Source organism: Yoonia ponticola (assembly GCF_014199395.1).
Lineage (GTDB): Bacteria > Pseudomonadota > Alphaproteobacteria > Rhodobacterales > Rhodobacteraceae > Yoonia > Yoonia ponticola.
Genome location: NZ_JACIJM010000005.1, coordinates 1 through 25,830 on the forward strand (window position 1 = coordinate 1; position 25,830 = coordinate 25,830).

The 25,830-nt window shown below is 53.8% G+C and carries 26 protein-coding genes and 1 tRNA gene; 7 read left to right on the top strand and 20 right to left on the bottom strand.

Annotated elements, in window-relative coordinates; genetic code table 11:
• Positions 1-92: 92 nt before the first annotated feature.
• The 5 genes from FHS72_RS09345 to FHS72_RS09365 all read right to left on the bottom strand — a co-directional run bounded on the left by FHS72_RS09345 (position 93) and on the right by FHS72_RS09365 (position 3,500).
• The gene (locus FHS72_RS09345; protein ID WP_183528413.1) at positions 93-404 is read right to left on the bottom strand and encodes a hypothetical protein; all 312 of its coding nucleotides are present in this window, start codon (positions 402-404) and stop codon (positions 93-95) included.
• 12 nt (positions 405-416) lie between these two features.
• Positions 417-1,889 carry a relaxase/mobilization nuclease domain-containing protein gene (locus FHS72_RS09350; RefSeq protein WP_183528415.1) on the bottom strand — a complete coding sequence of 491 codons (1,473 nt, stop codon included), beginning with the start codon at positions 1,887-1,889 and terminating at the stop codon, positions 417-419.
• Complete coding sequence (locus tag FHS72_RS09355) at positions 1,879-2,199, bottom strand: MobC family plasmid mobilization relaxosome protein (RefSeq protein WP_183528417.1); 321 nt, start codon at positions 2,197-2,199, stop codon at positions 1,879-1,881. The genes FHS72_RS09350 and FHS72_RS09355 overlap by 11 nt, the downstream gene beginning before the upstream one ends.
• A 214-nt stretch (positions 2,200-2,413) precedes the next feature.
• The gene (locus tag FHS72_RS18400) at positions 2,414-3,268 is read right to left on the bottom strand and encodes a hypothetical protein (RefSeq protein WP_221235393.1); all 855 of its coding nucleotides are present in this window, start codon (positions 3,266-3,268) and stop codon (positions 2,414-2,416) included.
• Positions 3,269-3,423: 155 nt separating this feature from the next.
• A tRNA-Arg gene (locus tag FHS72_RS09365) sits at positions 3,424-3,500 on the bottom strand.
• Between the two features lie 126 nt (positions 3,501-3,626).
• On the opposite strand from FHS72_RS09365, the gene FHS72_RS09370 reads away from it, so the two are divergent.
• A complete protein-coding gene (locus FHS72_RS09370; RefSeq protein ID WP_183528419.1) occupies positions 3,627-4,652 on the top strand; it encodes a LacI family DNA-binding transcriptional regulator in 1,026 nt (341 codons plus the stop codon).
• A 27-nt stretch (positions 4,653-4,679) separates the two neighbouring features.
• Here FHS72_RS09370 and FHS72_RS09375 read toward each other — a convergent pair whose 3' ends face one another.
• Entirely contained in the window at positions 4,680-5,987 is a 1,308-nt protein-coding gene (locus tag FHS72_RS09375) for an FAD-dependent oxidoreductase (RefSeq protein WP_183528421.1), read from the bottom strand.
• Entirely contained in the window at positions 5,984-7,375 is a 1,392-nt protein-coding gene (locus FHS72_RS09380; RefSeq protein WP_183528423.1) for an aspartate aminotransferase family protein, read from the bottom strand. The genes FHS72_RS09375 and FHS72_RS09380 overlap by 4 nt, the downstream gene beginning before the upstream one ends.
• Before the next feature lie 159 nt (positions 7,376-7,534).
• On the opposite strand from FHS72_RS09380, the gene FHS72_RS09385 reads away from it, so the two are divergent.
• The 4 genes from FHS72_RS09385 (at position 7,535) to FHS72_RS09400 (ending at position 11,532) form a co-directional block, all read left to right on the top strand.
• A complete protein-coding gene (locus tag FHS72_RS09385) occupies positions 7,535-8,614 on the top strand; it encodes a polyamine ABC transporter substrate-binding protein (protein WP_183528425.1) in 1,080 nt (359 codons plus the stop codon).
• 86 nt (positions 8,615-8,700) lie between these two features.
• Positions 8,701-9,828: an ABC transporter ATP-binding protein gene (locus FHS72_RS09390; protein WP_183528427.1), complete on the top strand. Its 1,128-nt coding sequence runs from the start codon at positions 8,701-8,703 to the stop codon at positions 9,826-9,828.
• A 1-nt stretch (position 9,829) separates the two neighbouring features.
• Positions 9,830-10,720: an ABC transporter permease gene (locus FHS72_RS09395; protein ID WP_183528429.1), complete on the top strand. Its 891-nt coding sequence runs from the start codon at positions 9,830-9,832 to the stop codon at positions 10,718-10,720.
• Entirely contained in the window at positions 10,717-11,532 is an 816-nt protein-coding gene (locus tag FHS72_RS09400) for an ABC transporter permease (RefSeq protein WP_183528431.1), read from the top strand. Before FHS72_RS09395 ends, FHS72_RS09400 begins: the two co-directional genes overlap by 4 nt.
• Here FHS72_RS09400 and FHS72_RS09405 read toward each other — a convergent pair.
• The 7 genes from FHS72_RS09405 to FHS72_RS09435 all read right to left on the bottom strand — a co-directional run bounded on the left by FHS72_RS09405 (position 11,529) and on the right by FHS72_RS09435 (position 18,770).
• Positions 11,529-12,485 (bottom strand): ABC transporter ATP-binding protein, encoded by a 957-nt coding sequence (locus FHS72_RS09405; protein WP_183528433.1) that lies wholly within the window; start codon positions 12,483-12,485, stop codon positions 11,529-11,531. The two genes, FHS72_RS09400 and FHS72_RS09405, sit on opposite strands and share 4 nt — an antisense overlap.
• Positions 12,482-13,459: an ABC transporter ATP-binding protein gene (locus FHS72_RS09410; protein WP_183528435.1), complete on the bottom strand. Its 978-nt coding sequence runs from the start codon at positions 13,457-13,459 to the stop codon at positions 12,482-12,484. Before FHS72_RS09410 ends, FHS72_RS09405 begins: the two co-directional genes overlap by 4 nt.
• 1 nt (position 13,460) lies before the next feature.
• The gene (locus FHS72_RS09415) at positions 13,461-14,354 is read right to left on the bottom strand and encodes an ABC transporter permease subunit (RefSeq protein WP_183528437.1); all 894 of its coding nucleotides are present in this window, start codon (positions 14,352-14,354) and stop codon (positions 13,461-13,463) included.
• Positions 14,354-15,361: an ABC transporter permease subunit gene (locus FHS72_RS09420; RefSeq protein ID WP_183528439.1), complete on the bottom strand. Its 1,008-nt coding sequence runs from the start codon at positions 15,359-15,361 to the stop codon at positions 14,354-14,356. Before FHS72_RS09420 ends, FHS72_RS09415 begins: the two co-directional genes overlap by 1 nt.
• Entirely contained in the window at positions 15,355-16,452 is a 1,098-nt protein-coding gene (locus tag FHS72_RS09425) for a M24 family metallopeptidase (protein WP_183528441.1), read from the bottom strand. The genes FHS72_RS09420 and FHS72_RS09425 overlap by 7 nt, the downstream gene beginning before the upstream one ends.
• Before the next feature lie 70 nt (positions 16,453-16,522).
• Entirely contained in the window at positions 16,523-18,112 is a 1,590-nt protein-coding gene (locus tag FHS72_RS09430; protein WP_183528443.1) for an ABC transporter substrate-binding protein, read from the bottom strand.
• A 31-nt stretch (positions 18,113-18,143) separates the two neighbouring features.
• Positions 18,144-18,770, bottom strand: coding sequence for a helix-turn-helix domain-containing protein (locus FHS72_RS09435; RefSeq protein WP_246414623.1), 627 nt, complete (start codon positions 18,768-18,770; stop codon positions 18,144-18,146).
• 185 nt (positions 18,771-18,955) lie between these two features.
• Here FHS72_RS09435 and FHS72_RS09440 point away from each other — a divergent pair, with 185 nt between their 5' ends.
• Positions 18,956-20,377 (top strand): aldehyde dehydrogenase family protein, encoded by a 1,422-nt coding sequence (locus tag FHS72_RS09440; RefSeq protein WP_183528446.1) that lies wholly within the window; start codon positions 18,956-18,958, stop codon positions 20,375-20,377.
• A gap of 60 nt (positions 20,378-20,437) precedes the next feature.
• On the top strand, positions 20,438-21,676 hold the full coding sequence (locus FHS72_RS09445; RefSeq protein WP_183528448.1) for an aminopeptidase: 1,239 nt from the start codon (positions 20,438-20,440) through the stop codon (positions 21,674-21,676).
• A 385-nt stretch (positions 21,677-22,061) separates the two neighbouring features.
• On the opposite strand, the gene FHS72_RS09450 is transcribed toward FHS72_RS09445, so the two are convergent.
• The 6 genes from FHS72_RS09450 to FHS72_RS09475 all read right to left on the bottom strand — a co-directional run bounded on the left by FHS72_RS09450 (position 22,062) and on the right by FHS72_RS09475 (position 25,806).
• Positions 22,062-22,853 carry a DUF1217 domain-containing protein gene (locus FHS72_RS09450; RefSeq protein WP_183528450.1) on the bottom strand — a complete coding sequence of 264 codons (792 nt, stop codon included), beginning with the start codon at positions 22,851-22,853 and terminating at the stop codon, positions 22,062-22,064.
• On the bottom strand, positions 22,850-23,254 hold the full coding sequence (gene flbT, locus FHS72_RS09455) for a flagellar biosynthesis repressor FlbT (protein ID WP_183528452.1): 405 nt from the start codon (positions 23,252-23,254) through the stop codon (positions 22,850-22,852). The genes FHS72_RS09450 and flbT overlap by 4 nt, the downstream gene beginning before the upstream one ends.
• Positions 23,255-23,629 carry a flagellar biosynthesis regulator FlaF gene (gene flaF / locus FHS72_RS09460; RefSeq protein WP_183528454.1) on the bottom strand — a complete coding sequence of 125 codons (375 nt, stop codon included), beginning with the start codon at positions 23,627-23,629 and terminating at the stop codon, positions 23,255-23,257.
• 95 nt (positions 23,630-23,724) lie between these two features.
• Complete coding sequence (locus FHS72_RS09465) at positions 23,725-25,017, bottom strand: flagellin N-terminal helical domain-containing protein (protein WP_343042670.1); 1,293 nt, start codon at positions 25,015-25,017, stop codon at positions 23,725-23,727.
• Between the two features lie 164 nt (positions 25,018-25,181).
• Entirely contained in the window at positions 25,182-25,523 is a 342-nt protein-coding gene (locus FHS72_RS09470) for a hypothetical protein (RefSeq protein WP_183528456.1), read from the bottom strand.
• Positions 25,516-25,806 carry a rod-binding protein gene (locus tag FHS72_RS09475; protein ID WP_183528458.1) on the bottom strand — a complete coding sequence of 97 codons (291 nt, stop codon included), beginning with the start codon at positions 25,804-25,806 and terminating at the stop codon, positions 25,516-25,518. The genes FHS72_RS09470 and FHS72_RS09475 overlap by 8 nt, the downstream gene beginning before the upstream one ends.
• Positions 25,807-25,830: the final 24 nt, after the last annotated feature.

Sequence of the window (25,830 nt, forward strand, 5' to 3'; positions counted from 1 at the left end):
AGCACACGAACAACGGCATGCTGTCACCGGTTGACTATGAAATGAAACAGCAGAAAATGAACAAGGCAGGCGTCTAGGAAGTTAGGGGCACCTCAAATAATTCCATACAAACTTTCCCAAATTTCGTCACTGAAGTCGTTAGGGTCTGTGATTGGGCCTAGCCGTCTGGTTTCAGCGCGCTCGGCGTTGATCACATCCAACACCCATTCTTCTGGAGTTATCCCAGAGAACAGGAATTCACGGTCTCCACGGTTCAGTTGCGGGAATGCTCCTTGCAGGGGGTTAATACTCGCGTCGCCCAAATCCCAATAGAATTTCCAATTTTCAAACGCGAGTGGATCCACATCGATGTCACGTTCATGTACCAAACCGCTCCAAGGGCTTGTCCGTCTAATTTTAGCCATCTCTTTTCTTTCCTATCTGTGGTATTGTGGTTGTCTGTTTCGCTCTAGCTCGCGGCCCAAGAGCGCAAGCTCGTCTTTCACCTTTATTTGCCGCTCAAGTGTTTCGCCTTCTCGATCAAGTCGGTCGTTAGTCTGTTCTGTCTCTGCAAGGCTGCGCTCACTTGCTGCAAGTGCGCCTCTAGCTGGTTCTGACGGTCTGCTAGCGCCTTCGTCGCGGCCAAAAAATGATCTGACAATTGTGATTGCTGACGTGCCATATTCGCGAATGCTGCTGCCAAGCTCTCGAATTCTTGCAAGAGCGCTTTTTCGATCTGAGTCAGGTTCTCCGACATTCATTCCTCCAATTTTACGCAAGGCCGCGTTCCACAGGTCCAGCCTTGTTCGGCGTTCTCCGGCAGGATCAGAAACATCCCGTCCGTCGTCTGCTCGACCGTTACGCTTTTCAGTCGCCAAATCATCCAAATCTCGGGACCCGCCATCATCAACGCCGACGTCATCGCGCCGATCAGCGTGCTGATCACGATCACCCTTTTCGGTCTGTCGCTGATCTCGTTCATCTCGACCTTGATCCGTTGGTTCTTCGCGTTGATGTCGTTCTGAATCCCCAAGAGTTGTTGCTGGATATCGCTCTCGAACCCATTCAGCGCGTCGCGTGATGACCGCCTCAAGTCTTTCGCGAGACTGTGCAGCTCTTCGTTCATCTTTGTCGCCAACTGCGCCCTCTGAGCCTTGGCTTTCTCTTGCAGCGCCTCGGTCAAGTTCTGCGTCGCGGGTCCAGTCTTTTTCATAGATGCGCCCTTTAAGCCGCCAGCGGTCTCCGGTGTCTGGGTCCATTGCTGTGATGTAATTTTGACCTTGGCGTGGAGTCTCAAGCCCGGCCTCATGCAAGGCCGCGACGATGTCGGCGCGGTTCTCGATCTCACCAGTCAAGATTTTGCCTTCGAGGTAGGCCGTCACGCTGTCGCGGGTTTCACCACGTATCGGCGCTTCTGACATCTGCTGTTGCGTCCGAGCGCGTGCAGGATCATCGGGCCGCGCCCAGCCATACTCAAAGTTGTAGGTGTCTCTGAGCGGCGCATAGGACCGCTCCCATCCCGGCGGCGCGATGTTGAAAGCCTTACCGCTTGCGAGCTCCATGCGGGGAGTCAAAAAATGCAATTCGACGCGACCGCCTTGCGTGTGACTGTGACGAACCCATGTGATGTCATATTGATCGCGTTGCAGACCGGCGAAGGCCAGGCGCTCGAAGTCGTCCATCAATGCCGTTTGCTGTGCCTCTGTTGGCCGATCCTCTGGCGCAAAACTCAGTACGCCGGTCGAATAGGTCCATTTACGGTCGCTGCTGTCGATCAATTCGCGGGTCTGAGCAATATCTCCGCGTAACACTTCGGGGGCCGCATTTTGGCGGCCTTGGCGATCTGGATCGACAAGGTAGTTGGCGATACCACTGCCGCCGCCAGTGCCTCCGAAGAACTTAATCAACATCGCGCACCTCATGGATTTGTCGCAAGCGCATCAGCTCGCGCTCGATCCCCATGAGCTGCCCCATGATCGCCACGCGGTCGGCGTACTGCTGGTCACGATTGGCCCAACGCGCGAGCTGATTGAGATTGTTGCCCACACGCGCCAACTGACGCAGCAAAGCGGGGTCTATGCTGCGCAATTGTGACCTTTGTCGGACGGTCACACCGTCGATGGCACTGCGAGCAAACTCAGAGAAGCTGACGCCTTTCGCAGCGGCTTTAGCATACCACGCAGCGCGTTCATCAGGGGTTGTGCGCAGCTTCACCCACATGACGCACCATCCGAGATTGCAGAACTGTTTACATGGGCCTTCGGTTTCCAAATCTTCATATATTTGGAAACCGAAGGTGCTGCATCGGCTGAAAGCCGATTGAGGGGATCGAAGGGGAGGCGGAGCCCCCCCTCGCCAGCTTTTTGTGAGCCCACGCGCAGCGTGGCCACAAAAGTATGCTGGCCATCTACGCTAAGCCAAACTTTACACGTCATCATTTCAACAGACCCACAGCTCGCAAGGCCGCATCACTGACGGCGGCACTCTTCCGCAATTGAGCGACTTGTGTCGGAGTGATGTGTTTGCACATTGGGCTTGCGCTGGCGATCCATGCAACGAGACGTTCTTGATGAGCTGCAGACAATTCTTCTACAGCCCAGTTTTGACTACGCAGCTCTTCGACGTACGTTTGCCAGCGTCGTGACTTGAACCAATTATCGGAAAAGCAGACCCGAGATCGGGTAAATCCTTCGGTCTCGGCGGCGTAGGTCTTCACGGCATGGTGCAGCTCGTCTGCAGCGACGCCTTCCGCAATCGCAATTTCAATTTGCGAGAAACAGGTTGTACGGTCCCGAATGCGATCCGCCGGAAAACTGGTAAGAATTTTCTTGAGGTCAACAGCCACCTCTGCCTCGCGCTGGCGCGTAGGTGGTTTATGGATGGTTTTAGGATGGTTTGGGGGCCGTGCTGGCCCCGGTACCCCGGCCACAGTGGCCCCCGTACCGGGGCCAGACTGGACGGGGGCCACTGTGGATCCCGTCTCAATCTCGGGTTCAAGTGTGGGTTCCAGCGCCTCGACCTTGGCAAGATCGATCCGGTAGACGACGGTGAAACCGTTCTTGCAGGTGCGCGAACCGGTCTCGACGAGTATACCTTCCTTCAGGAACGCGCGCACGGCTCGCTTGACTGTGGTCTCTCCCAGTTCGGTATGCCGCTGAATCGTGCCCTTGGAGCACCAGATGCCAGACCCATCATCGCTCGCCTTGTCCGCTAGAAACATGATGATCTGCTTGCGCGTTGCGCTGCCGAACTTTCGTTCCGCGCATATGTTTGCAACCCGCCAGCTCATTGGAAGGCCCCGAATTGGGCAAAGACGTGCGAAATTTGTACAGGTTTTGTACGAGATTTCCGCCGTTTCAGCAGAATTCGGCCCGAAAGCTCACGGGACTTTCTGCACGCTCCTGCACAAAGCCCTGTAAATAATCCATATTTTTTAGGTGTTTTTGGTGACCCCGATTGGATTCGAACCAATAACCTGCCCCTTAGGAGGGGGCTGCTCTATCCAGTTGAGCCACGGGACCACGGGGTGATCCTTGCCGCGCTTTTGCTCAATCGTCAACGGTGCTGTCGTCGTTCGTGACCTTCCCCTTGGACAAGCCCCTGCAGAATGGCTAACAAGGTTGCAAAGATAGTATCAGGACTACACCGTGAACCCACCCCCACGCCGCCCGCTTACCCTTCGTGATGTGTCTGAAGCCTCTGGCGTTAGTGAAATGACGGTCAGTCGCGTTTTGCGCAACAAGGGCGATGTCAGTGCTGCCACGCGCACCAAGGTGCAAGAAGCTGCAAAGCGGTTGGGCTATGTCCCGAATAAAATCGCAGGGTCGCTGGCCTCTAGTCGTGTGAACCTTGTCGGGGTTGTGATCCCGTCGTTGAGCAACATGGTATTTCCCGAAGTTTTGTCCGGTATTTCCGAGCGGCTCGACGACACGGGGCTTCAGCCAGTGGTCGGTGTGACTGATTATCTGCCTGAAAAGGAAGAGAAAGTTCTGTTTGAGATGCTCAGCTGGCGCCCGTCAGGCGTGATCATAGCAGGGCTGGAACATTCCGAAGCGTCAGAGGCGATGCTGCGTCAGGCAGGCATTCCCGTGATCGAGATTATGGACGTTGACGGGGTGCAAATCGATTCCTGCGTCGGGATTTCGCATCGCCGGGCGGGCCGCATGATGGCCGAGCAGATCATCGAAGCTGGGTACAAGCGGATCGGTTTTATGGGCACCAAAATGCCCCGTGACCATCGCGCCCGCAAGCGGTTCGAGGGCTTCACCCGCACACTGGCCAAAGCTGGCATCGAGATCGCGGATCAAGATTTCTACTCTGGCGGTTCGGCCTTGGCAAAAGGTCGCGAGATGACGCAATCCATGCTGGAACGTACGCCTGACGTCGATTTCCTGTATTTTTCCAATGACATGATCGGCGCTGGCGGGCTGCTTTACCTGCTGGAAAAAGGCATCGATGTGCCGGGCCAAATCGGGCTTGCTGGTTTCAACGGGGTCGAATTACTGGACGGGCTACCGATGCAGCTAGCCACGATGGATGCTTGCCGCAAAGAGATCGGTTTGGCTGCGGCCGACATGATCGCCAAGCATTACGCCGAGGGTGCTGACAGCTACGAGCGCCGGATCGAGTTGGAACCAAAGTTGGCGCTTGGCCAGACATTGCTGCGTCGTTAAGCGCGAATATTCCCGATAAAACGCGGCCTAAAGGCGGTCGCGGATACTGTACCAGATCATCGCGGCAACCAGTAGCGGCGTGCGTAATGCAGCCCCACCAGGGAACGTATGCGTGGGCACCGACGCCATCACATCAAACTTTTCGGCATGTCCCGCGATAGCATCCGCCGCGATCTTGCCGCCCAATGTCGCCATGGCAACGCCGTGTCCAGAATAGCCGCTGGCGGTCAGCACATTCCCAGCCACGCGCGCAAAATGCGGCATCCGGTTCATCGTGATGCCAAGCGTGCCACCCCACGCGTAGTCGATTTTGACATCTGCCAGTTGCGGGAAAATCTCGGACATCGGTTTACGAACGGTCGCGGCAATGTCACTAGGAAAGCGATAGCCGTAACTTTCGCCGCCGCCGAATAACATGCGATTATCATCAGACAGTCGGAAGTAATTGATCACGAATTTACTGTCCGCTACCGCGTGATTATACTTGATCAAGCCCTTTGCGCTGTCATCATCCAGCGGTTCAGTCGCAGCAATGAAGTTGTTGATGGGCATGACTTTTTTCGCGACGTTTCCGTCCAGACCGCCAAGATATCCGTTACAGCCCATCACCACATAAGACGCTTTCACATCTGCCGTATTGGTACTGATCGTGACGGTTGATCCATGCACGAGGCCCGTCACTTTGGACCCCTCAAAAATCCGCACGCCAGCATCGCGTGCTGCCCGCGCAAGCCCCAAGGCATAGCGTAGCGGGTGGATATGGCCGCTGCCCATATCGAGCGCGCCACCGTGATAGGCCTGTGACCCAACGTGGTCGTGCATCGCAGCGCGGTCTAACGCGGTCATTTGCGTGTAGCCGTAAACCTTTTCCAGATGGGCGGCGTATTCGTGAAATTCGGGGACAAATCGCGCACGATGTGCCGCCTCGATCACGCCGTCATGGAACGGAACATCCATCGCGTGTGTCTTGATCAGGTCTTTGACCAATTGCACCGACTCGAGCGACATGTCCCACAGCGCCTTAGCAGGCCCCATGCCGACCATCTTTTCGACGCTGTCCATTTCAACCCGCTGTCCAGTTCCGACTTGCCCGCCATTGCGACCCGACGCGCCAAAGCCCACGCGCTGCGCCTCAAGCAGCACAACGTCGTAGCCCTTTTGCGCAAGGTGAAGTGCGGCTGCCAGCCCCGTGTACCCGCCGCCAATGACGCAAACGTCGCAAGTGATTGTGCCCTCTGCCGCCGAAAAGGGCGGCAGGGGTGTTGCTGATGCGGCGTAGTAGGACGCGGGGTACGCGCCCTGTTTGTCATTGGCGGTGAGCAGGTCGAGGGTCACGCTGTCATATGCCCTTCGGATTTCGCCCAAGCATAGGTTTCGTCTAGCGATTTCACAGCGCGGTCCATCAACGTGTCGATCTCGTCTTTCTTGATCACAAGCGGCGGCGAAATGATCATGCGATCACCGACGTGGCGCATCACAAGGCCATTATCAAAGCAACGTGTCCGGCAATAATAGCCCAATGCACCCGATGTTTTGAACGCAGCGCGGCTTTCCTTGTGCGGCGTCATCGCGACGGATGCCATCATGCCGGAAATTGACGCTTGGCCGATCAGGGGGTGATCGGTCAGTGCTTCCCATTTCTCTTTGAGGTAGGGCGCAGTTTCATCGCGGACGGTGTCAACGATGCCTTCTTCCTCAAGAATACGCAGATTTTCCAAGGCAACAGCGGCCGAAACAGGGTGGCCGGAATAGGTGTAGCCGTGGTTGAAATCGCCTGCGTTATTGATCACATCAGCGACCTCGTCACAGACCAGAGACCCGCCAATCGGCGCATAGCCAGACGACAAGCCCTTGGCGATTGTCATGATGTGCGGCTTGATGTTGTAGGTCGTAGAGCCGAACCAATTGCCGGTACGTCCAAAGCCGCAGATCACTTCGTCAGCGATCAGCAGGATGTCGTGGGCGTCGCAAATGCGCTGGATTTCAGGCCAGTAGGTTTCCGGCGGCACGATCACACCGCCAGCACCCTGCACGGGTTCGGCGATGAACGCGGCGATTTTGTCTTCGCCGTAATGGTTGATCGCAGCCTCAAGCTGACGGGCGCGTTCAAGACCGAAGTCTTCGGGGGACATGTCACCGCCTTCGGCCCACCAGTTTGGCTGATCAATGTGGTGAATATCGGGAATCGGTAGCCCGCCTTGCTGGTGCATCGGGATCATCCCACCGAGGCTGGCACCCCCCAAGGTTGAACCGTGGTAGCCATTCTTGCGGCTGATGATGATTTTCTTTTCGGGCTGGCCCTTGGCGGACCAATAATGGCGGACCATGCGGATATTCGTGTCGTTGGCCTCTGACCCAGAGCCCGCGTAAAACACGTTGTTGAACCCTTCTGGTGCAAGCTCTGCCAGCTTCGCAGACAATGCGATCACCGGAACATGGGTCGTCATGAAAAACGTGTTGTAGTACGGCAATTCGCGCATTTGACGCGCAGCCGCTTCGGCCAATTCGTTGCGCCCATAGCCAATGTTTACACACCAAAGACCGGCCATCGCATCCAGCAATGTCTTGCCCTCGCTGTCGGTCAACATCACGCCATCGGCGGATGTAATGACCCGCGCACCAGCCTTGGCCAACTCTGCGCCTGCGGTGAACGGATGCATGTGGTGCGCAGCATCAAGTGCCTGCAATTCTGCAGTCGGCATGTGGTTTGTTATTTTATTCATCAGATGCATCCTTTTTGGGCTGAGATTTGCCATTTTGCGTTGTGTCGCGGTCTGAATGCGGTGCAGCAACGCGCTCTTGTATTGCATTGGCTTTGCGAAATTGATCATATCGAGAATATGAGGGCAAGAGACTCTCACTGACATCGACGGGAGATACCGATGAAAAAGATTGCTTTGTTGCTGGCCACGACAACATTCGCCAGCGCTGCATTCGCCGAAGAAGTGCGGGTTTACAACTGGTCTGACTATATCGACGAAGACTTGCTGACCAAATTCGAAGAAGAAACAGGTATCGACCTGATTTATGACGTGTTTGATAGCAACGAAGTGCTTGAGACAAAAATGCTCGCAGGATCATCGGGTTACGATGTTGTGGTGCCGACTGGTGACTTCCTTCAGCGTCAAATTTCTGCGGGTGCGTTCCAGCCTCTCGATATGGATCAACTGCCAAATGCAGGCAATCTTTGGGACATTATCGAAGCGCGGACATCGCAGTACGATCCCGAAAACGCCTATTCAATCAACTACATGTGGGGCACGACTGGCCTTGGCGTGAACGTCGCAAAGGTCGCTGAAGCCTTGGGTGAAGATGCTCCGATCAACTCGCTTGATCTGATTTTCAACCCTGAGAACATGGAAAAACTGTCCGCGTGTGGCGTGTATTTCCTTGATGCCCCGTCGGAAGTGATTCCTGCGGCATTGAACTACCTTGGTGAAGACCCGAACAGCGAAGATCCTGATGCGATTGCCAAAGCCGAAGAGGTCCTGATGGGCGTGCGCCCGTACATCCAGAAGTTCCATTCGTCCGAGTATATCAACGCGCTTGCGAACGGCGAAGTTTGCGTGGCATTCGGTTGGTCTGGCGACATTTTGCAGGCGCGTGACCGCGCTGCCGAGGCCGACAATGGCGTCGAAATCGCGTATAACGCTCCGACAGAAGGTGCGTTGATGTGGTTCGACCAAATGGCGATCCCGGTGGATGCGCCAAACACAGAAGCTGCGCACACGTTTCTGAACTTTATTCTTGATGCGCAGAACATGGCGGCAGCGTCGAATTACGTTTATTACGCAAACGGCAATCTGGCGTCACAAGAGTTCTTGATCGAGGATGTGATCGGGGATACTGCGATTTACCCGGACGCCGCGACGCTCGAAAATCTGTACACAAAGGCCCCTTACGACTCGCGTGTGCAGCGGACGATTACGCGTTTGTGGACCAAAATTAAGTCCGGAACCTAAATCACTACACGTGCACAACACGTACACAAGGCGTGCACCGGATTCCCCGATGCACGCCGTTGAAACCCTAAAGTGAGACCCCACATATGGCGCAATCGCCACAAGACGTCTTTGCCCCTTGGGACGATGCGACTGAAAAGCCGCTGATCCGCTTTCGTAATGTGACGAAGAATTTTGGTGACTTTACCGCCATTGATGACCTGACGCTGGATATCTACGCCAAAGAATTCTTTGCGCTGCTCGGTCCGTCTGGCTGTGGGAAAACGACCCTGATGCGGATGTTGGCCGGATTTGAAAAGCCGACGACAGGCACGATTGAGCTAGATGGAAAAGACATCGCAAACGTACCGCCGAACCAGCGCGCGGTGAATATGATGTTCCAATCCTACGCGCTGTTTCCACACCTTAGTGTCTATGAAAACATCGCTTTCGGGCTGAAGCGATCCGATATGGACAAGGCCGACATCCCCGCACGGGTTGACGAAATGCTGCGCCTGACCCGTTTGCAGAAATTTGCGAAACGCAAGCCGCACCAGATTTCTGGCGGTCAACGGCAACGTGTTGCTTTGGCGCGGTCGTTGGCGAAAGCACCGAAATTATTGCTGCTGGACGAGCCGTTAGGTGCGCTTGATAAAAAGCTGCGCCATGAGACGCAGTTCGAATTGATGGATATCCAAGAAAAGACGGGCACGACCTTTGTCATCGTGACCCACGACCAAGAAGAAGCGATGACAGTCGCGTCTCGTGTTGCCGTTATGGACGCTGGTGTAATCGTTCAAGTTGCTACGCCAGACCGGATTTATGAAACGCCTAATTCCGTCTATGTCGCTGATTTCATTGGTGAAGTGAATCTTATCGAAGGTCATGCTGCGGTTGATAATGGGGTCGCAACGATCAGTTGGGCTGAAGGACAACCACCGATTACAGCCAAAACTGATCTGACAGCTGACACGCAATGCACCTATGCTGTGCGCCCCGAGAAAATCACGATCACGCAACATGAACCACAGGATCGTCCGAACAAGATCAAAGGGGCGGTGTTGGATATCGCCTATCTGGGGAACATTTCGACCTATCACGTTGAACTGCCTGATGGGAAAGTCATCAAAGCCCAAACCGCCAATGATCGCCGCATCGCGCGTCGTAGTTTCACATGGGAAGACACCGTTTGGCTGTCATGGACCGACACCGCTGGTGTCGTGTTGACCGCGTAAGATGCGCCGCTTTACCCTCATCGCGATACCGTATCTGTGGTTGTTTGCACTGTTTGTGGTGCCTTTCCTGATCGTTGTTCGCATTAGTTTCTCTTACTATGAATTATCGATTCCGCCTTACGGTCCGCAGCTAGACCTTTCGACCGGATGGGACGGGGTGAAGGCGTTTTTTGCCGAACTTAACTGGGATAACTACGCCTTTCTGACGGGTGATGATCTATATTGGAAAGCGTATCTCTCAAGTTTGAAGATTGCGTTAATCGCTACATTTTTGACGCTTTTAGTAGGGTTTCCAATCGCTTACGCGATGGCAAAGGCCGCGGAAGAATGGCGCCCGATGCTGATGATGTTGATCATTTTGCCATTCTGGACGTCGTTTTTGATTCGCGTTTATGCGTGGATCGGCATTTTGGGAACTGAAGGATATCTTAACCAATTGATGTTAGGAATCGGTCTGATCGATGCGCCTCTGACGATCTTAAACACGAATGTTGCCGTCTATATCGGCATCGTTTACACGTATTTGCCGTTCATGGTGCTGCCGATTTACGCGGCGCTGGAAAAGATGGACGACAGCCTGCTTGAAGCGGCAGAAGACCTTGGTTGTACGCGCACCCAAGCATTCTGGCTCGTCACCGCGCCTCTGGCGAAATCCGGCATTATCGCTGGCTGTTTTCTGGTGTTCATCCCGTCGCTGGGCGAATTTGTCATCCCATCGTTGCTAGGTGGATCTGATACCTTGATGATCGGGAAAGTACTGTGGGAGGAATTTTTCTCGAACCGTGATTGGCCAGTGGCGTCGACGGTTGCAGTGATCTTGTTGTTGATCTTGATCATCCCGATCATTCTGTTCCAACGCAACGAGCAAAAACAGCGGGAGACTGACGGATGAGGCGCTTTAGCTGGTTCAATGCGACGTCGCTGACTGTCGGTTTTGTGTTCCTATATTTGCCGATGATCATTCTGGTGATCTATAGCTTTAACGAAAGCCGACTTGTCACGGTTTGGGCCGGATTTTCGACAAAGTGGTACGCGGAATTAATGCAAAACACCGCATTTTTGGATGCGGCTTGGGTGACGGTGAAGGTCGGGTTCTGGTCGTCCACATTGGCGACAATTCTCGGCACGATGGCTGCCTATGTGATGGTGCGCGGCGGTCGGTTTTTTGGGCGCACGTTGTTTTCAGGGATGGTCTATGCACCGTTAGTCATGCCTGAAGTCATCACCGGATTATCGTTGCTTTTGTTCTTTATTGCCATCGACTTAGACCGTGGTGTGTTGACAATTGTATTGGCCCATACGACGTTTTCGATGTGCTACGTTTCTGTCGTGGTCTCGTCCCGTTTGGTAAGCTTTGACAAGTCGTTGGAAGAGGCTGCGCTCGACCTTGGTTGCACCCCGTTTGACGCATTCCGATCGGTCACGCTGCCGATTATCGCGCCATCGGTGATCGCGGGATGGTTGCTGGCGTTTACCTTGTCGCTAGACGATCTGGTGATCGCGTCGTTCGCGTCAGGGCCATCGTCAACGACGCTGCCGATTAAGATTTTCTCGGCTGTTCGGCTTGGTGTGACGCCTGAAATTAACGCGCTATCAACCATAATGATCGGGATCGTCACCGTCGGCGTGATCACCGCATCTTTGGTCATGAAGCGCAATGTCGCCCGCCAAAAGGCGGACGAACTTCGGGCTGCACAGGGTTAGTTTTCAGGGAAAAAGCAGGCTGCCGCGTGGGCGTCCGCAGATAGTTCTGGGCGCTCGGAACGGCATTTATCTTGGACTTTCCAGCAGCGTGGTGCGAACGGACAACCATCAGGCACGGCAAGCGGCGAAGGCAATTCGCCCGACAGTTTGATCCGTTCTTTGGGCGCTTTCGGGTCTGCCTGCGGCGTCGCGGATAGCAACGCTTTGGTGTAGGGATGTTTGGCGCCGGCGAAAACCGCGTCTTTTGATCCGCGTTCGACCGCACGTCCGAGGTACATCACGATGACGTCGTCAGAGATGTGTTTGACGACGCTGAGATCGTGGGAAATGAACAAATAGGCGAGGTTCAGGCGTTCTTGGAGGTCAATGAGCAGATTGAGGACCGCGGATTGGATCGACAGGTCCAAAGCGGACACCGGTTCATCTAATACTAACACTTTTGGGTCTAACATGAGCGCACGCGCAATCGCGATGCGCTGACGTTGCCCGCCAGAGAACATGTGCGGGTAGCGATCGTAATGTTCAGGGCGCAGACCGACGAGTTTGATCATCTCGCGGGCTTTTGCTTCACGCTCGGCTCGGGACATCTCGGGTCGGTTAATGACGAGCGGTTCCTCTAGGATCTGCGCGATCCGTTGGCGTGGATTCAGCGATCCGTAGGGGTCTTGGAATACAATTTGAATGGAACTGCGCAAGGAGGCCCAGTTTTCTGGCAACACAGTCTTACCGTCGATGGCGAACGACCCGGAAGTCGGTTCTTCGATCATGGTGACAAGGCGGGCAAGGGTGGATTTGCCACAGCCACTTTCGCCAACCACGGCAAGCGTTTTGCCAGGGAAAAGCGCAAAATCGATACCGCCGACGGCCTTGAGGGTCTTTGGCTTGCTGAAGATGCCGCCGCCGACTTCATAATGCCGCGCGAGCGCGGTTGCAGTCATAATAGGGGCGGTCATGATGCTTGCCTCTGGTCTGTGTTGAGCGGATAAAAACAGCGGGCGCGGCCCAATGCGTCTGATTGCGGTGCAGGGGATTCAGCTTTGCATTTGGCGTCAGCGAATTTGCAGCGTGGCGAGAAAAGACATCCGGCGGGCCGATCAAATTGACCGGGAACAACGCCGGGAATTGTCGGAAGGCGCTTTTCCGTTGCACGTTCGGGCAGCGCATCAAGTAGCGCATTTGTGTAGGGATGATGCGGTTCGTCGAATAGCGGCACGACCCGTTGTTCTTCGATCTTTTGGCCTGCGTATTGCACGCTAACTCGTTCCGCCGTTTCGGCCACGACGCCCATGTCATGTGTAATCAGCACAAGGCCCATGCCGGTTTCGTCGCGTAGCGAGGCGAGCAGGTCGAGAATTTGTGCTTGGATCGTGACGTCCAAAGCTGTCGTCGGTTCGTCCGCGATCAGCAGCTTGGGTTTACACGCGATTGCCATTGCGATCATCACACGTTGGTTCATGCCGCCGGACATTTGGTGTGGAAAGGCGGACAGACGCCGTTCTGGATCGGGAATACCGACTTGTTCGAACAGTTCAATCGCACGGGCGTGTCGCTGTTTACGGTTCAGGCCGAGGTGGACGCGCAGTGATTCCTTAATCTGCCACCCGACTGGAAAGCATGGATTAAGCGACGACATCGGTTCTTGGAATATCATCGCAAGGTCGTTGCCAACAATCTTACGCCGTGCCTTTGTGTTCATTGTCAGCAGGTTGTGACCGTCGAAAGTCATCTCGTCGGCTGTGACAGTCGCGGTCCACGGCAGAAGGCCCATCATGGCGAGCATGGACACGGATTTACCCGACCCGCTTTCCCCGACAATAGCGAGAATTTCACCTGTATCGACGTCTTGGTCTACTTGATCGACGGCCCGGAATTTACCGGAAGCTGTCGCGAAATCGACCGAAAGGTTACGGATGCGTAAAAGTGACATATCAGCTCCGTTTCAGTTTGGGATCAAGCGCGTCGCGTAGCCCGTCGCCCATCAGGTTGATCGCCAAAACGGTGACAAGGATCGCGATGCCTGGGAAGGTGACGACCCACCATGCGCGCAAGATAAATTCCCGCGCTTCGGCGAGCATTGTGCCCCATTCTGGGGTTGGCGGCTGTGCGCCCATGCCAAGGAACCCGAGGGCGGCGGCGTCCAAAATCGCGGTTGAAAACGACAGTGCTGCTTGCACGATAATTGGTGCGAGGCAGTTCGGCAGGACCGTGATGAACATCAACCGTGCTTTACTTGCGCCTGCGACGCGGGCCGATGTGACGTAGTCTTTTTGCCGTTCAGCGAGAACACTTGCACGGGTCAAACGCACGTAATGTGGCTGTAGAACGATGGCGATCGCGATCATCGCATTGGTTAACGATGGCCCCAAAATGGCGACGAGAACCAGCGCCAAGAGCAGGGATGGAAACGCGAGGATGATGTCCATGATGCGCATGATAATCGTGTCGAGCCACTTGGGTGCGAAACCGGACAGCAGGCCTAGGATGATCCCACCAGATGCCGCGATTGAGACCACAACGATGCCGACAAAGAACGAATACCGTGCCCCGACGATAAGCCGCGACAGCATATCGCGGCCCAGTGGATCGGTGCCTAAAAGGTAGCTAGAGTTGCCACCTTCCTGCCAGAATGGCGGAAGAAGCGCGAATTCACGGTATTGTGCGGTGGGGTCATGCGGTGCAATCCACGGTCCGAAAAGTGCCACAAATGCAAAAGCCGCGAAGATCCAAAGACCGATAACGGCACCACGATTTTCGCGAAAATAGAACCAGAATTCACTGAGGCGACCAGGGCGGGTGCTTGTTTCTGCTGAAGTATCGGTCATCAGCGCTTCCTGATTTTAGGGTTGATGACACCGTAAAGCATATCAACAGTAAGGTTAACGACCATGACCATAACGGCGATCAGCAACAGGCCGCCTTGCACGACCGGATAGTCGCGGCGGAAGATGCTATCGACCATCCATTTGCCAATGCCGGGCCACGAGAAAATCGTTTCGGTCAGGATCGCGCCCGCGAGTAATGTACCGACAGATAGGCCGATGACTGTGATCACGGGGATCAGTGCGTTACGCAGCGCATGGATGCCGTTGATGCGTCCAGTGGATAGGCCCTTGGCGCGGGCTGTGCGAATGTAGTCTTCGCCCAAGACCTCAAGCATCGCTGATCGGGTTTGCCGCGCGATGACTGCGAGGGGGATCGTGCCGAGGACGATGGTCGGTAGGATCAGGTGACGTACCGCTGATTTGAATGCCCCGGATTGACCCGATGCGAGGCTGTCGATCAGCATGAAACCGGTGGGGTCGGGGAAGTAGTAGAGCAGGTCGATGCGGCCTGAAACCGGTGTCCACTGAAGGTTGCCCGAGAACACAATGATCAGCAGCAAAGCCCACCAGAATATGGGCATTGAGTACCCGATGAGGGCTGTGGACATCAGTGCGCGGTCGAAGAATTTACCACGATTTACCGCCGCGATCACGCCAGCAGGTAGGCCGAGTGCGAGCGCGAAAAGCATGGCGCAGATCGATAGTTCGAGGGTCGCGGGAAAGAGCGCGAAAAACTCGTCCCAGACGGGGCGCTTTGTGACAAATGAATTGCCGAGATCGCCCTGCACAACGCCGGTCAGGTAGTCCCAGAATTGTTTGTAGAGCGGTTGATCAAATCCGTATTGCGCAGACAATTCGGCATAGCGTGCGTCGGACATGCCGCGTTCGCCGGCCATCACGATGATCGGATCGCCCGGCAAGACGCGGATAAATCCGAAAGAAATTAACGTTACGCCAACGAATGTCGGTATAAATGTCAGGATGCGGCTGAGGATATAATTTAACACGGGAGGATCGCGAGCTCCTTTGAGAATGTCGTCAGGGAGATGCAGCCGTCGTCTGTGATCAAGACGTCGTCTTCTATGCGGACTCCGAAGTTGCCGATCTCGTAGAGGCCGGGTTCGTTGGTGTAGACTGTACCAGCGGGCAGGGCGGTGTGGTTGCCGCGCATGATATAGGGTGCTTCGTGGACGTCGCGCCCAAGACCGTGGCCCGTTTTTGTACGGATGCGGTCGGCGTAGGGTGTGGATTCGAGGTGGCTTGTGACGGCGTCGTCGATTTCGTGGGCCGTGACGCCTGCTTTGGTCATTTTGTGACCGATCAGGTTCGCTTGGAGAACGGCGTCGTAGACGGCGCGTTGTTCTTCGCTGGCGTGGCCAAGGAAAAATGTGCGTGTGATGTCAGCGGCGAAACCGTTTTTGCGCGCGCCAAAGTCGATCAGGATCGCGTCGCCCTCTTTGATTGGGGTGTCGCCCGCGTGGGCATGCGGCATGGCGGTGTTGGCACCCGCGACGACGATGGGCGAAAAGGACTGTCCATCTGCGCCTTCGGCAAAGAGGGCTTGCACGAGGGTTTGTTCGACTTGTTTTTCGGTTTGCCCCGGCTTGATCGTGGTCAGGGTGTGCGCCAATGCGCGTTCTGAAATGCCGATCGCCTCGCGAAGAGCGGCGATGTCTGCGTCTGTTTTAACGATACGCAGCGCGGAGATCTCGCGTTCGGCGTCTGTGATTTTCAGGTCGGGCTGTGCATTAAGGAATGCGTGATGCACAAACACACGCATGACTTGGCCCTCAACAGCAAGAGAGGTGATGTCGAGATGTTGAGTGAGTGCTGCAAAGGCGTCATCGTAACCAGTTTGGTCGCGCCAATCAAAAACAGCGCCGTCAAAACCGACCTGCGCCCAACTGCCGAGTTCCAAGTTCGGAACAAGCGCCGCGGCGGGGCCATTTGCAGGGATGACAACGACTAGAGGCCGTTCGTGGCTCATAAATTCATGGCCAATGGCACGGGTGAAATTCGGGCCGGGGACAAGCGCCACGGCGTCAACGCCGAGATCGGCGGCAACAGCGGCATAGGCGGCAAGGCGATCAATCAGCATCAAGAAAAATCCGGGAAAAGTGTGGTTGAAAGGGGCGGCACAGATGCGCCGCCCCGGCTACTAATCTGAATTACTCAGAAAGGCCAACTTGGTTAAAGATGTGGCCACCAAGTGGGTGAACAACATAGCCTTCAACTTCTGGACGCATTGTCATGAAGACAACAGAGTGCGCGATGGTGGCCCAAGGTGCTTGGTCCTTGAAGATTGCTTGCGCTTCTTCATACAACGCTGTCCGCTCTTCTTGCGAGGACAGTGTTTTCGCTTCTTGGATCACTGCGTCGAACTCTTCGTTGCACCATTGTGCGCGGTTTGAACCACCTACGCCGTCACAACCGAGCAGAACAGCGAGGAAGTTGTCTGGATCGCCGTTGTCGCCTGTCCAACCGAGCAGAACTGCACCGTCACGGTCAACGTCGCTGGACCGCTCAAGGTATTCACCCCATTCGTAGGAAACGATTTCAACATCGACGCCAACTTTGCTGAAGTCTTCTTGCATCAACTCGGCCATGCGGCGTGCGTTCGGGTTGTATGGACGCTGAACCGGCATTGCCCAGATTTTCAGTTCCAGATCTTCAACACCTTCAGCCGCCAGCATTTCCATGGCTGCTTCTGGGTTGTATTCGTCATCCACGGTGTTCTCGTCGTAGGACCACATGGTTGGCGGGATCGGGTTTTTCGCGATTTCGCCGGAGCCTTGGAAGACCACGTCGATGATTGCTTGCTTGTCGATGGACATGTTCAACGCTTTACGCACGTTGGCGTTGTCGAACGGAGGCATCTGCGTGTTGTAGGCAAGGTAGCCGACGTTCAGGCCTTCTTGTTCCATGACAACGATGTCTTCTGCGCTTTGCATGTCAGCAACGTCTGCAGGGTTCGGGTAGGCCATGACGTGGCATTCGCCAGCTTGGACTTTCTGGTAACGTACTGACGCATCAGGTGTAATGGCAAAGATCAGGCTTTCGACTTTTGCTGGATCACCCCAGTAGTTGTCGTTGCGTAGATAGCGGATAACGGCGTCTTTTTGGTAGGCTTGGAACGTGAACGGGCCTGTGCCGATTGGCGCTTGGTTTACCATTTCAGGTGTGCCAGCTTCCATCATGGCGTCGGCGTATTCTTTGGACACGATTGACGCGAAATCCATTGCCATGTTCGCGATGAACGGAGCTTCTGTCCGTGTCAGGTTAAATTTGACGGTGTAATCGTCAACTTTTTCGATGCTGGACACGAGTTCTGGCATCGACATGCTTGAGTAATATTCCCAAGAGCCGCCGGACACTTGGTTATATGGGTTTTCTGAATTGCCTTGACGGTCAAATGTGAAAATCACGTCGTCCGCGTTGAAGTCGCGTGTTGGTGTAAAGTCCGCATTTGAGTGGAATGAAACGCCCTGACGCAGGTTAAATGTGACGGACAGGCCGTCTTCGGAGACTTCCCAGCTTTCGGCAAGGCCCGGGACCGTTTCCGTTGTGCCGACTTTGAATTCTGAAAGACGGTTGTAGACGGGGTGGCTGGACGCATCAAAGGTTGTGCCAGATGTGTACAGAGCCGGGTCAAAACCCTCTGGTGAACCTTCGGAACAATAAACGAGGGATTGCGCCATCGCCGATGTGCCAACGGTTGCCAGAAGCATCCCGGTCGCAAGTGTTGTTTTAATAGACATTTTTACTCTCTCCAGTTGGTCGTTTGTTTTGTTAAGCAGTTTGCGTTGCCGCGACTTTAGTCGCGCGGCTTTCGCGGGCAGGGACGTGCCCTGATTGGTCGTATTGCATACGTCCAACCCACATAATGCAAGCAGGTTCGTTGGTCTGGTTTGACCAAGAATGCGGGTGCGTCCCGAGGTAATGTAGGCTGTCGCCGGATCGCATGACATAATCTCGACCTTCGACACGTTGGCAAATTTCGCCATCCAGAACGTAGATGATTTCTTCGCCGACGTGTTTGACTTCTTCTGACGTGTAGCCCGGAGGCACGTGCAGAATATACGATGTCATCTCGAGGTCAGGGTGATCTGCGCCGATCTGTTCATACTCTAACGCGGATCCGTCGACCGAAAAACGCGGTCGTTTGCCTGCATTCGTCAGGCTATCTACGGGCCGTGGTGTTGCGATAAAGTAGTCGGCAGTCACGTTCAGCGCAGCGGCAATTTGCGACAGTGTACCAAGCGTCGGCGTCGCATTGCCTCGTTCCAATTGGCTCAGATAACCGACGGACACGCCGCTTTTGTCAGCGAACTGCTGCAAGGTCATGGACATGCGGCGGCGCAGATTGCGCATCCGTTGACCCAACGCATTGTCAGAGTTTTGCTGATTATCGGTCAAAGTGCCCCCACACAGATCGTACCTACGCTGGACACGCTCGCGTCATTTGACTGCTTGGTCAAGAATAAAAATTATTCTCTGCGCAAAATGTTGATTCACTTGGATGTGGCTTAGATTGGTGATTAGAGTTTGGGCAACTTCTAAATGCTCCGGCCTCGTCGGGGCGCTGATAAGAGGACTAAAGCATGATCGAGAAACGTGATTTTTACATCAATGGGGCTTGGGTCGCGCCGTCTGAAGCGCATGACCTCGCGGTCATTGATCCATCAACCGAACAGCAATGTGCTGTAATTTCACTGGGAAGTCAGGCAGATACTGACGCTGCTGTTGCTGCGGCCAAAGCTGCTTTTCCCGCATGGTCGGCGGCCCCGCTAGGGGATCGTCTCGCTGCACTTGAACGGCTTGAGGCGTTGTATAACGCCCGCAAAACGGAAATGTCCGAGGCGATGTCGCTGGAAATGGGCGCGCCAAAATTCCTGTCCGAGACGTCCCAATGGGGTGCCGGTGCGTGGCACATCAAAGAAGCCATTCGCGCTGCACGTGCTTATGAATTCGAGCGCAAAAGCGGCGATGACTGGATTTATCACGAGCCGATTGGCGTGGCTGCGCTGATCACGCCATGGAATTGGCCGATGAATCAGGTGACGTTGAAGGTGATTCCAGCGCTGGCGGTTGGCTGTACGGTCGTGCTGAAGCCATCGGAAATCGCGCCGCTGTCGTCCATTCTGCTGGCTGAAATGATAGACGAGGCGGGTTTCCCCGCCGGTGTATTCAACATGGTAAACGGTGACGGTGCTGGCGTTGGGTCGCAACTGTCTGTGCATCCTGATGTGGATATGGTCAGCTTTACCGGCTCTACGCGCGCTGGCGCACTGATCACTAAGGCCGCCGCTGATACAGTGAAGCGCGTGAGCCTTGAGCTGGGCGGCAAGGGTGCCAATGTGATTTTCGCGGATGCGGACGACAAAGCTGTTGCGCGTGGTGTGCGGCATTGTTTCCAAAATACCGGACAATCGTGCAACGCCCCGACACGGATGCTAGTCGAAGAAAGTATTTATGATCAAGTGGTTGAGTCTGCACGCGAGGCCGCTGAACAGCAGGCCGTTGGTCCTGCGCAGCAAGACGGTCGTCATATCGGGCCGCTCGTCAGCGAAGGGCATTGGCACAAGGTTCAAGGGCTTATACAGGACGGTATCGATGAAGGTGCGCGGCTTGTTGCTGGCGGCACAGGGCGGCCTGACGGGATGAACGCCGGATACTTTGTAAAGCCGACGGTTTTCGCTGACGTGAACAATCAGATGAAAATTGCACGGGAAGAAGTGTTCGGTCCGGTGCTGGTGATCATTCCGTTCAAGGACGAGGCGGATGCGTTGACGATTGCAAACGACACGCCTTACGGTTTGGGCAACTACGTGCAGACGCAAGACCCTGAAAAAGCTAAGAGAATGGCACGCGGTATGCGGTCCGGCATGGTTGAAGTGAACGGTAATTCGCTAGGTGGCGAGACCCCGTTCGGCGGCTACAAACAGTCGGGCAACGGTCGCGAAGGGTCGGTTTGGGGCTTGGAAGAATACCTCGAAGTGAAGGCCGTCGCAGGGATTTCTTAACTGGTTGACGTTAATGTGGTCGGGCGTAGGTTGGCACAGGTTTTATAGCTGAGGTGCACCATGTCCGACCATATCGATCCAAAGAAACTCGACCGGCTTGCAGAAGTTGCGGTGCGAACGGGTGTTAACCTGCAAAAAGGCCAAGATCTGGTCATCACTGCCCCGATGTCGGCGTTGCCGTTGGTGCAGCGTATTGCTGTGCACGCTTACAAGGCTGGCGCAGGCGTTGTGATGCCGTTCTTCACGGACGATGCAATCACTTTGGCGCGGTACGAAAATGCCGATGATGCCAGTTTCGATCACGCGCCGGGCTGGTTTTACGAAGGCCTCGCCGCTGCGTTTAAAGGCGGTGCCGCGCGTATGGCCGTGACTGGCGACGATCCGATGCTACTGGCCGAGCAAGATCCGGCAAAAGTCGCGCGACTGTCAAAGGCGACATCGATTGCCGCGAAACCTGCGATGAACCCGATCGTCGGTTTCGAGGTAAACTGGAATATTGTTGCATTCCCTGGGGCTGGCTGGGCTGCGCGGGTGTTCCCCGATTTGCCGGTGGACGAGGCGCAGGGCAAGTTAATGGATGCGATTTACGCGGCTTCGCGTCTGGACGGCGATGACCCCGTTGCGAATTGGGCTAACCATACGGCAGAGTTGAAAAAACGGGTGAAATGGCTGAATGACCAGGCGTTTGACGCGTTGCATTACACAGGTCCGGGCACAGATTTGCGCCTTGGCTTGGCGGAAGGGCACATTTGGAAAGGCGGGGCATCACCTGCGCTAAATGGTGTTGTGTGCCAGCCAAATATCCCGACCGAAGAAGTCTTTACCTGCCCGCATGCTTATAAGGTCGACGGAACTGTTTCCGCGACAAAGCCGTTGGCGCATCAGGGGAATGTCATCGAAGATATTTCGGTACGGTTTGAGGCGGGAAAGATTGTGGAGGCGACCGCATCAAAGGGTCAGGAGCAGCTACGCGCGTTGCTCGCAACAGATGATGGCGCAAGTCGGATCGGCGAAGTGGCCTTGGTCCCACATTCTAGTCCGATTTCGCAGTCTGGGGTTTTGTTTTTCAATACGTTGTTTGATGAAAACGCATCGTGCCATATAGCATTGGGCCAGTGTTACGCCGACACAATCGAAGGTGGTTCGGAATTGGCTCCTGAGGAATTGCAGCAAAAGGGCGGCAACCAAAGCTTGATCCACGTCGATTGGATGATGGGCTCTGATGCGGTTGATATTGATGGCGTTACGTTGACCGGTGAAACCGTGCCTGTGATGCGTAAGGGCGAATGGGCGTTTTAACTTACTATTACATATCGGAAGAGGCCCGCGCTTTGCGGGTCTTTTCACCTTTGAAGCGACCTTTAGTTTTCTCTAGACGTTTCACTCACACGTCCGTGAGGTATAAAAGGAGACAGGACCGTTTTTAGGCGAGGCTTATGAATGGGTCGCCAAATCCGATCTCAAGCAACAGTATGTCCTCTACACCGGGCGGGGTGGATCATCGAACACGGGTTCAGCAGTGTTAGAAACGCGATTCTGTTGAGAGAGTGCAACGTTACGAATGGATCGCTTTGCTGTTACGTCGGGTTCAGCGTTGCATTCAGCCAAGCCGTGCTCGATTAATACGTCAGTGAATTCTGGACGCGCTCCATATGATTGCTGGAACTGTGACGCTTGCTATGTCCTACCGAGTAGCTAAGAGTGTTAGCGCAATATTGCCGCTTGAATAGCCGGTGCTTTCGCTCAGTGATGATCGAAGCAAAAAAAGACGTACTAACTTTTCTTGCAGGTCTTCTCCCGAAAAATCAGCAATTTGATCTGTACCGAAAACCGATTCTGAACGCGCCTTGAAAGTCTCGAGTTGTTTGTCGATATCGACGCTGCCGACTTCCGTAGGTAAACCTAACGCGGTTTGAACCACCTCTCTCAATGGTGCGTTTCCCAATAGGGCATACCATTGCGCATTCGTCGATTTTGCACTGTCCGTAACGTCCTCAAGTGCCTTCCCAATGTTCAAAGCAAGTCGTAGTTGATTATCTTGTTCACCGACCGCAGCTTCGAACGACTGTCTTTCGAAGCGAGTGATGATGTCTTCTGAAGCGATCGATGTTGTTGTCAATGGAGTCGAAAAGTCACCAAACCCAAATGCTTTCGAAAATTCTGCGTATCTGCTATCGGAAAGTTTATTGGCAAGCGCATCGTCGTCGGTCGTGCCTTCTTCCAGAATTTTCTGGATAAAGAACTTGTTATTAATGTCGTCATCTAGACCGAATGCACCAAGTGCTACGGTCAAAAGGTCTCTGTCATTTACCAACTCTTCTGCCGTGCGTATCTCAGAAATCTTCTCTCGAAAATTTTCTGTGACACGTTTTATAGTTGGGCTTTCATCAAACGCTTGCTGTTGTTGAACGAGAGTCCTTTCAAGGAATTTCCATCCAGTATAACCTCCGATCGGGACAAGAGGTTGAAAACTCATTGTGAGTGCACTGCGAGAAGACGTGCCTCCCTAGGCAGTAGCGATCGCAATGCCTTTAATGCGCGATAGAAATCGTCTTTCATGATCGCATCGCTAGCTATGGATAGCTGTTCTCGACTGTCGGCGTCTCTAAGTGCTTGGCTAAGCTGCTCAACACCCTGTAATATCTGATTTTTGGCGTCGTCTATACAGACATCCCCAGATAGGATTAATTGCGCAACATAACATACACGCCGGACGGGCGTGTTCACCTCATCTGGCCGCAAAGCGTCCCTAAGTCGTAGGATATTTGCGTTCGGGGTTAGGATTGAAAGACGACTACGTCGGTCACCGTTTTCAATCACGGCTCCATTCACGAGCACACGTTCTTTCGGGTTCAGTTTCAATACAAGACCTGACATCTATTTACTTTGCCCCATATTTAGACCACGCATGACAGAGGTGTTTATTTCAATTAGGGCATCAGCAGCGGTGTTTTTACGCAGAATTTTCGCACTGAAGATTTCAGTAAATTTTGCCAAATAGAAAATTTGTGCACGTAACGATGGTGGTAGTTCATTTTCTGATGCGGCAACGTCAATTGCCAATGTATTCCAAAGCTTGCGATTATCATTCAAAGCTTCCGCAAACTTCGGAAAATCGCGATCTCTTCGGTTGGAAGCCACACGAAGGCGCGCAGTAACATTTCCGATAACTTGAGCTTCAACGCTACGGTGCGATTTAAAGGGTGCATTAGTGGGGGCATATGCTTGCCGAGCAAGTTCAATTGCGTTCACGGTAAGTCCTTCCGGGACAATATAGAACGGAATACGGTTTTACCGTATTCGGCTGTGAGAAGAGGGCCGATTAATCGGCCCTCCGTTCAACTTGCTTATCTAAAGAGCGACAAGATCGTTTGAGGTGCTTCATTCGCAATCGACAAGGACTGCACAGCTAGCTGCTGCTGGACCTGAAGCGCTTGCAGGCGAGCCGAAGTTTCTTCCATGTCAGCATCGACCAGCGCTCCGATTCCGGATTCTAAGCTATCTGAAAGTGAAGACACAAATTCGCTCTGGATTTCGATGCGCCCTTCGGTTGAACCGAACTGAGCTGCAGCATCAATTGAGGTTTGGATCAAGCTTTCAAATGCGGCGAGTGATGCCTTCGCACCGTCAAGCGTAGACACGTCGATTGTATCAAGTAACTCAAGCCCGCCACCCGGTACACCAAAGCTGGCAGTTACACCCGCAGCAGTGATGGCCGTCGTCGTGTTGTTGGTCATCGTAATTACAGCGCCTTCGCGCGAAAATTCGATGTCGATACCGTCAGATTTCGCCTGGAAGGATGCGCGGGCTTCTAACGCTTTGGCGATGTCAGTGGCAGTATCACCGTCACGTGCTACGTACTCTACGTCCTCTGTTGTACCAAGCGACGCTGACGTTAGCCGATAACTGTCACCAGCAAGTACGGCGTTATTACCGCGTGCGACGGTTGGGTCGCCGGCAATCGTAATCGTTGCTGTCCCGCCGCTGACTGCTGCTGCGCCTGAAACTGCCATAGCCGACGCAGTTAGGATCGCGCCGGAACCAAATGTTAGTGCTTGGGTCCCAAGATCAGCCTTCTGAGCGCCAATGGTTGAAGATACGACGCTGCCATCTGAAGCGCGATCGAGAGACGAAAGGATATTGACTTGTGAGCCACCAACGTTTTTGAGCGAGGTAGCAAGATCGGTACCCGCGTCTTTATTCCCAAGTAGGTTGAGACCATTGAACTGCGCAGCACCCGTAATCGATGTAATTTGATCGCGTAGCGAAACGAGGTCTGTTTGCAATTTGTCGCCATCAAAGTTTTCTTCGTTCGCCGAAATAACTTTGCTTTTGATATCGTTCAACAAATCGGTGATTTTTTCAGCACCGTTACGCGCGACGGCTACGGTTGATTGACCAAGTGAAAGGCTTTCTGAAATTGCTTTGAAACCTTTTACGTCAGATTCCATCACTTTCGAAATAGCCCAAACCGCAGAGTTATCTTTTGCGCTGGCAATCGATTTGCCGGTCGAGATCGCAGATTGGGTACCGGAAAGGTTGCTGTTAACAGCCTTCAATGTTTGAAGGGCAACCATCGCACTGTTGTTTGTCAAGATACTGGACATATTTTGGGTCCTTTGTTCGCGCATTTTGCGCATGATTTCAGGATTTCGACCCTATCGGATCGGCTTGTACGCCGTTCTGACGATTTCAATTTCGCAATTTGCGGTTTGTCCGTTCTGGATGTAATTCTTATGCACGTTACTTGTTGAACAATTCCTTAACATCAAAGCAAACAATCGCTTCAATTTTATGAAACGCTTCAATACTTTTCGGAATTAAGCGCCGGACGATTGTCAAATGTCTCCATGGCGCCTGACTTGTTATATATAGTAACTTTTGAAGCGTCATTTTTGGACCCAATAATATGGGACCTTGCGGATTTGACACCGGAAATTACCGCATTCATTATCGCTTGGTTTCGGCTGACCTCTTTCGAAATGATGATAAGGTCAGTATCAGATAGACGGATAGACCGTAGTTTCAGAAATTCCGACTCCTTTGTTTTTGCTATCTGGTTGAGGCCTTCAAAATCGCCTCTCAAAGCAGCTTCGCGTTCGATCAAGAGCGCATTAAGTATTTTTTTTGTCGTTGTTTTACTCATCTTGTCTTGCCTTCATTGCTTCGAAGATTGATTCGGCTAGGCCTACTCCGCCACTTCGCGCTAATTCGAGTGCTTGTGCGTCGCGTGAAAATGACCCAAATTGTTCTTCTCCCGCTCCACCGCCAAAATCGCCACGAGATTCGCCGACCCCTGCAGATTTGAGCATTTCAGATAAAAAAGTTGCCTCGAGTTTGATAGCCGCCTCTTTTAGCGCTCGATTACTATCATCTTGCGGCGTTGCTTGCGGGCCTTGCTGCAAATGCGGGTTTAATCCGGTGAGCATACGATTCTCCTTTTCTGCGTCAGT

Bases quoted from the DNA above. Each gene is read 5' to 3' on its own strand.
- flbT (WP_183528452.1), bottom strand. From the start codon at position 23,254: ATGTCAGGTCTTGTATTGAAACTGAACCCGAAAGAACGTGTGCTCGTG.
- FHS72_RS18400 (WP_221235393.1), bottom strand. From the start codon at position 3,268: ATGAGCTGGCGGGTTGCAAACATATGCGCGGAACGAAAGTTCGGCAGC.
- FHS72_RS09350 (WP_183528415.1), bottom strand. From the start codon at position 1,889: ATGTTGATTAAGTTCTTCGGAGGCACTGGCGGCGGCAGTGGTATCGCC.
- FHS72_RS09440 (WP_183528446.1), top strand. From the start codon at position 18,956: ATGATCGAGAAACGTGATTTTTACATCAATGGGGCTTGGGTCGCGCCG.
- FHS72_RS09385 (WP_183528425.1), top strand. From the start codon at position 7,535: ATGAAAAAGATTGCTTTGTTGCTGGCCACGACAACATTCGCCAGCGCT.
- FHS72_RS09415 (WP_183528437.1), bottom strand. From the start codon at position 14,354: ATGACCGATACTTCAGCAGAAACAAGCACCCGCCCTGGTCGCCTCAGT.
- FHS72_RS09450 (WP_183528450.1), bottom strand. From the start codon at position 22,853: ATGAGTTTTCAACCTCTTGTCCCGATCGGAGGTTATACTGGATGGAAA.
- FHS72_RS09405 (WP_183528433.1), bottom strand. From the start codon at position 12,485: ATGACCGCCCCTATTATGACTGCAACCGCGCTCGCGCGGCATTATGAA.
- FHS72_RS09380 (WP_183528423.1), bottom strand. From the start codon at position 7,375: ATGAATAAAATAACAAACCACATGCCGACTGCAGAATTGCAGGCACTT.
- FHS72_RS09345 (WP_183528413.1), bottom strand. From the start codon at position 404: ATGGCTAAAATTAGACGGACAAGCCCTTGGAGCGGTTTGGTACATGAA.
- FHS72_RS09465 (WP_343042670.1), bottom strand. From the start codon at position 25,017: ATGCGCAAAATGCGCGAACAAAGGACCCAAAATATGTCCAGTATCTTG.
- FHS72_RS09355 (WP_183528417.1), bottom strand. From the start codon at position 2,199: ATGTGGGTGAAGCTGCGCACAACCCCTGATGAACGCGCTGCGTGGTAT.
- FHS72_RS09445 (WP_183528448.1), top strand. From the start codon at position 20,438: ATGTCCGACCATATCGATCCAAAGAAACTCGACCGGCTTGCAGAAGTT.
- FHS72_RS09425 (WP_183528441.1), bottom strand. From the start codon at position 16,452: ATGCTGATTGATCGCCTTGCCGCCTATGCCGCTGTTGCCGCCGATCTC.
- FHS72_RS09400 (WP_183528431.1), top strand. From the start codon at position 10,717: ATGAGGCGCTTTAGCTGGTTCAATGCGACGTCGCTGACTGTCGGTTTT.
- FHS72_RS09390 (WP_183528427.1), top strand. From the start codon at position 8,701: ATGGCGCAATCGCCACAAGACGTCTTTGCCCCTTGGGACGATGCGACT.
- FHS72_RS09410 (WP_183528435.1), bottom strand. From the start codon at position 13,459: ATGTCACTTTTACGCATCCGTAACCTTTCGGTCGATTTCGCGACAGCT.
- FHS72_RS09470 (WP_183528456.1), bottom strand. From the start codon at position 25,523: ATGAGTAAAACAACGACAAAAAAAATACTTAATGCGCTCTTGATCGAA.
- FHS72_RS09395 (WP_183528429.1), top strand. From the start codon at position 9,830: ATGCGCCGCTTTACCCTCATCGCGATACCGTATCTGTGGTTGTTTGCA.
- FHS72_RS09475 (WP_183528458.1), bottom strand. From the start codon at position 25,806: ATGCTCACCGGATTAAACCCGCATTTGCAGCAAGGCCCGCAAGCAACG.
- FHS72_RS09430 (WP_183528443.1), bottom strand. From the start codon at position 18,112: ATGTCTATTAAAACAACACTTGCGACCGGGATGCTTCTGGCAACCGTT.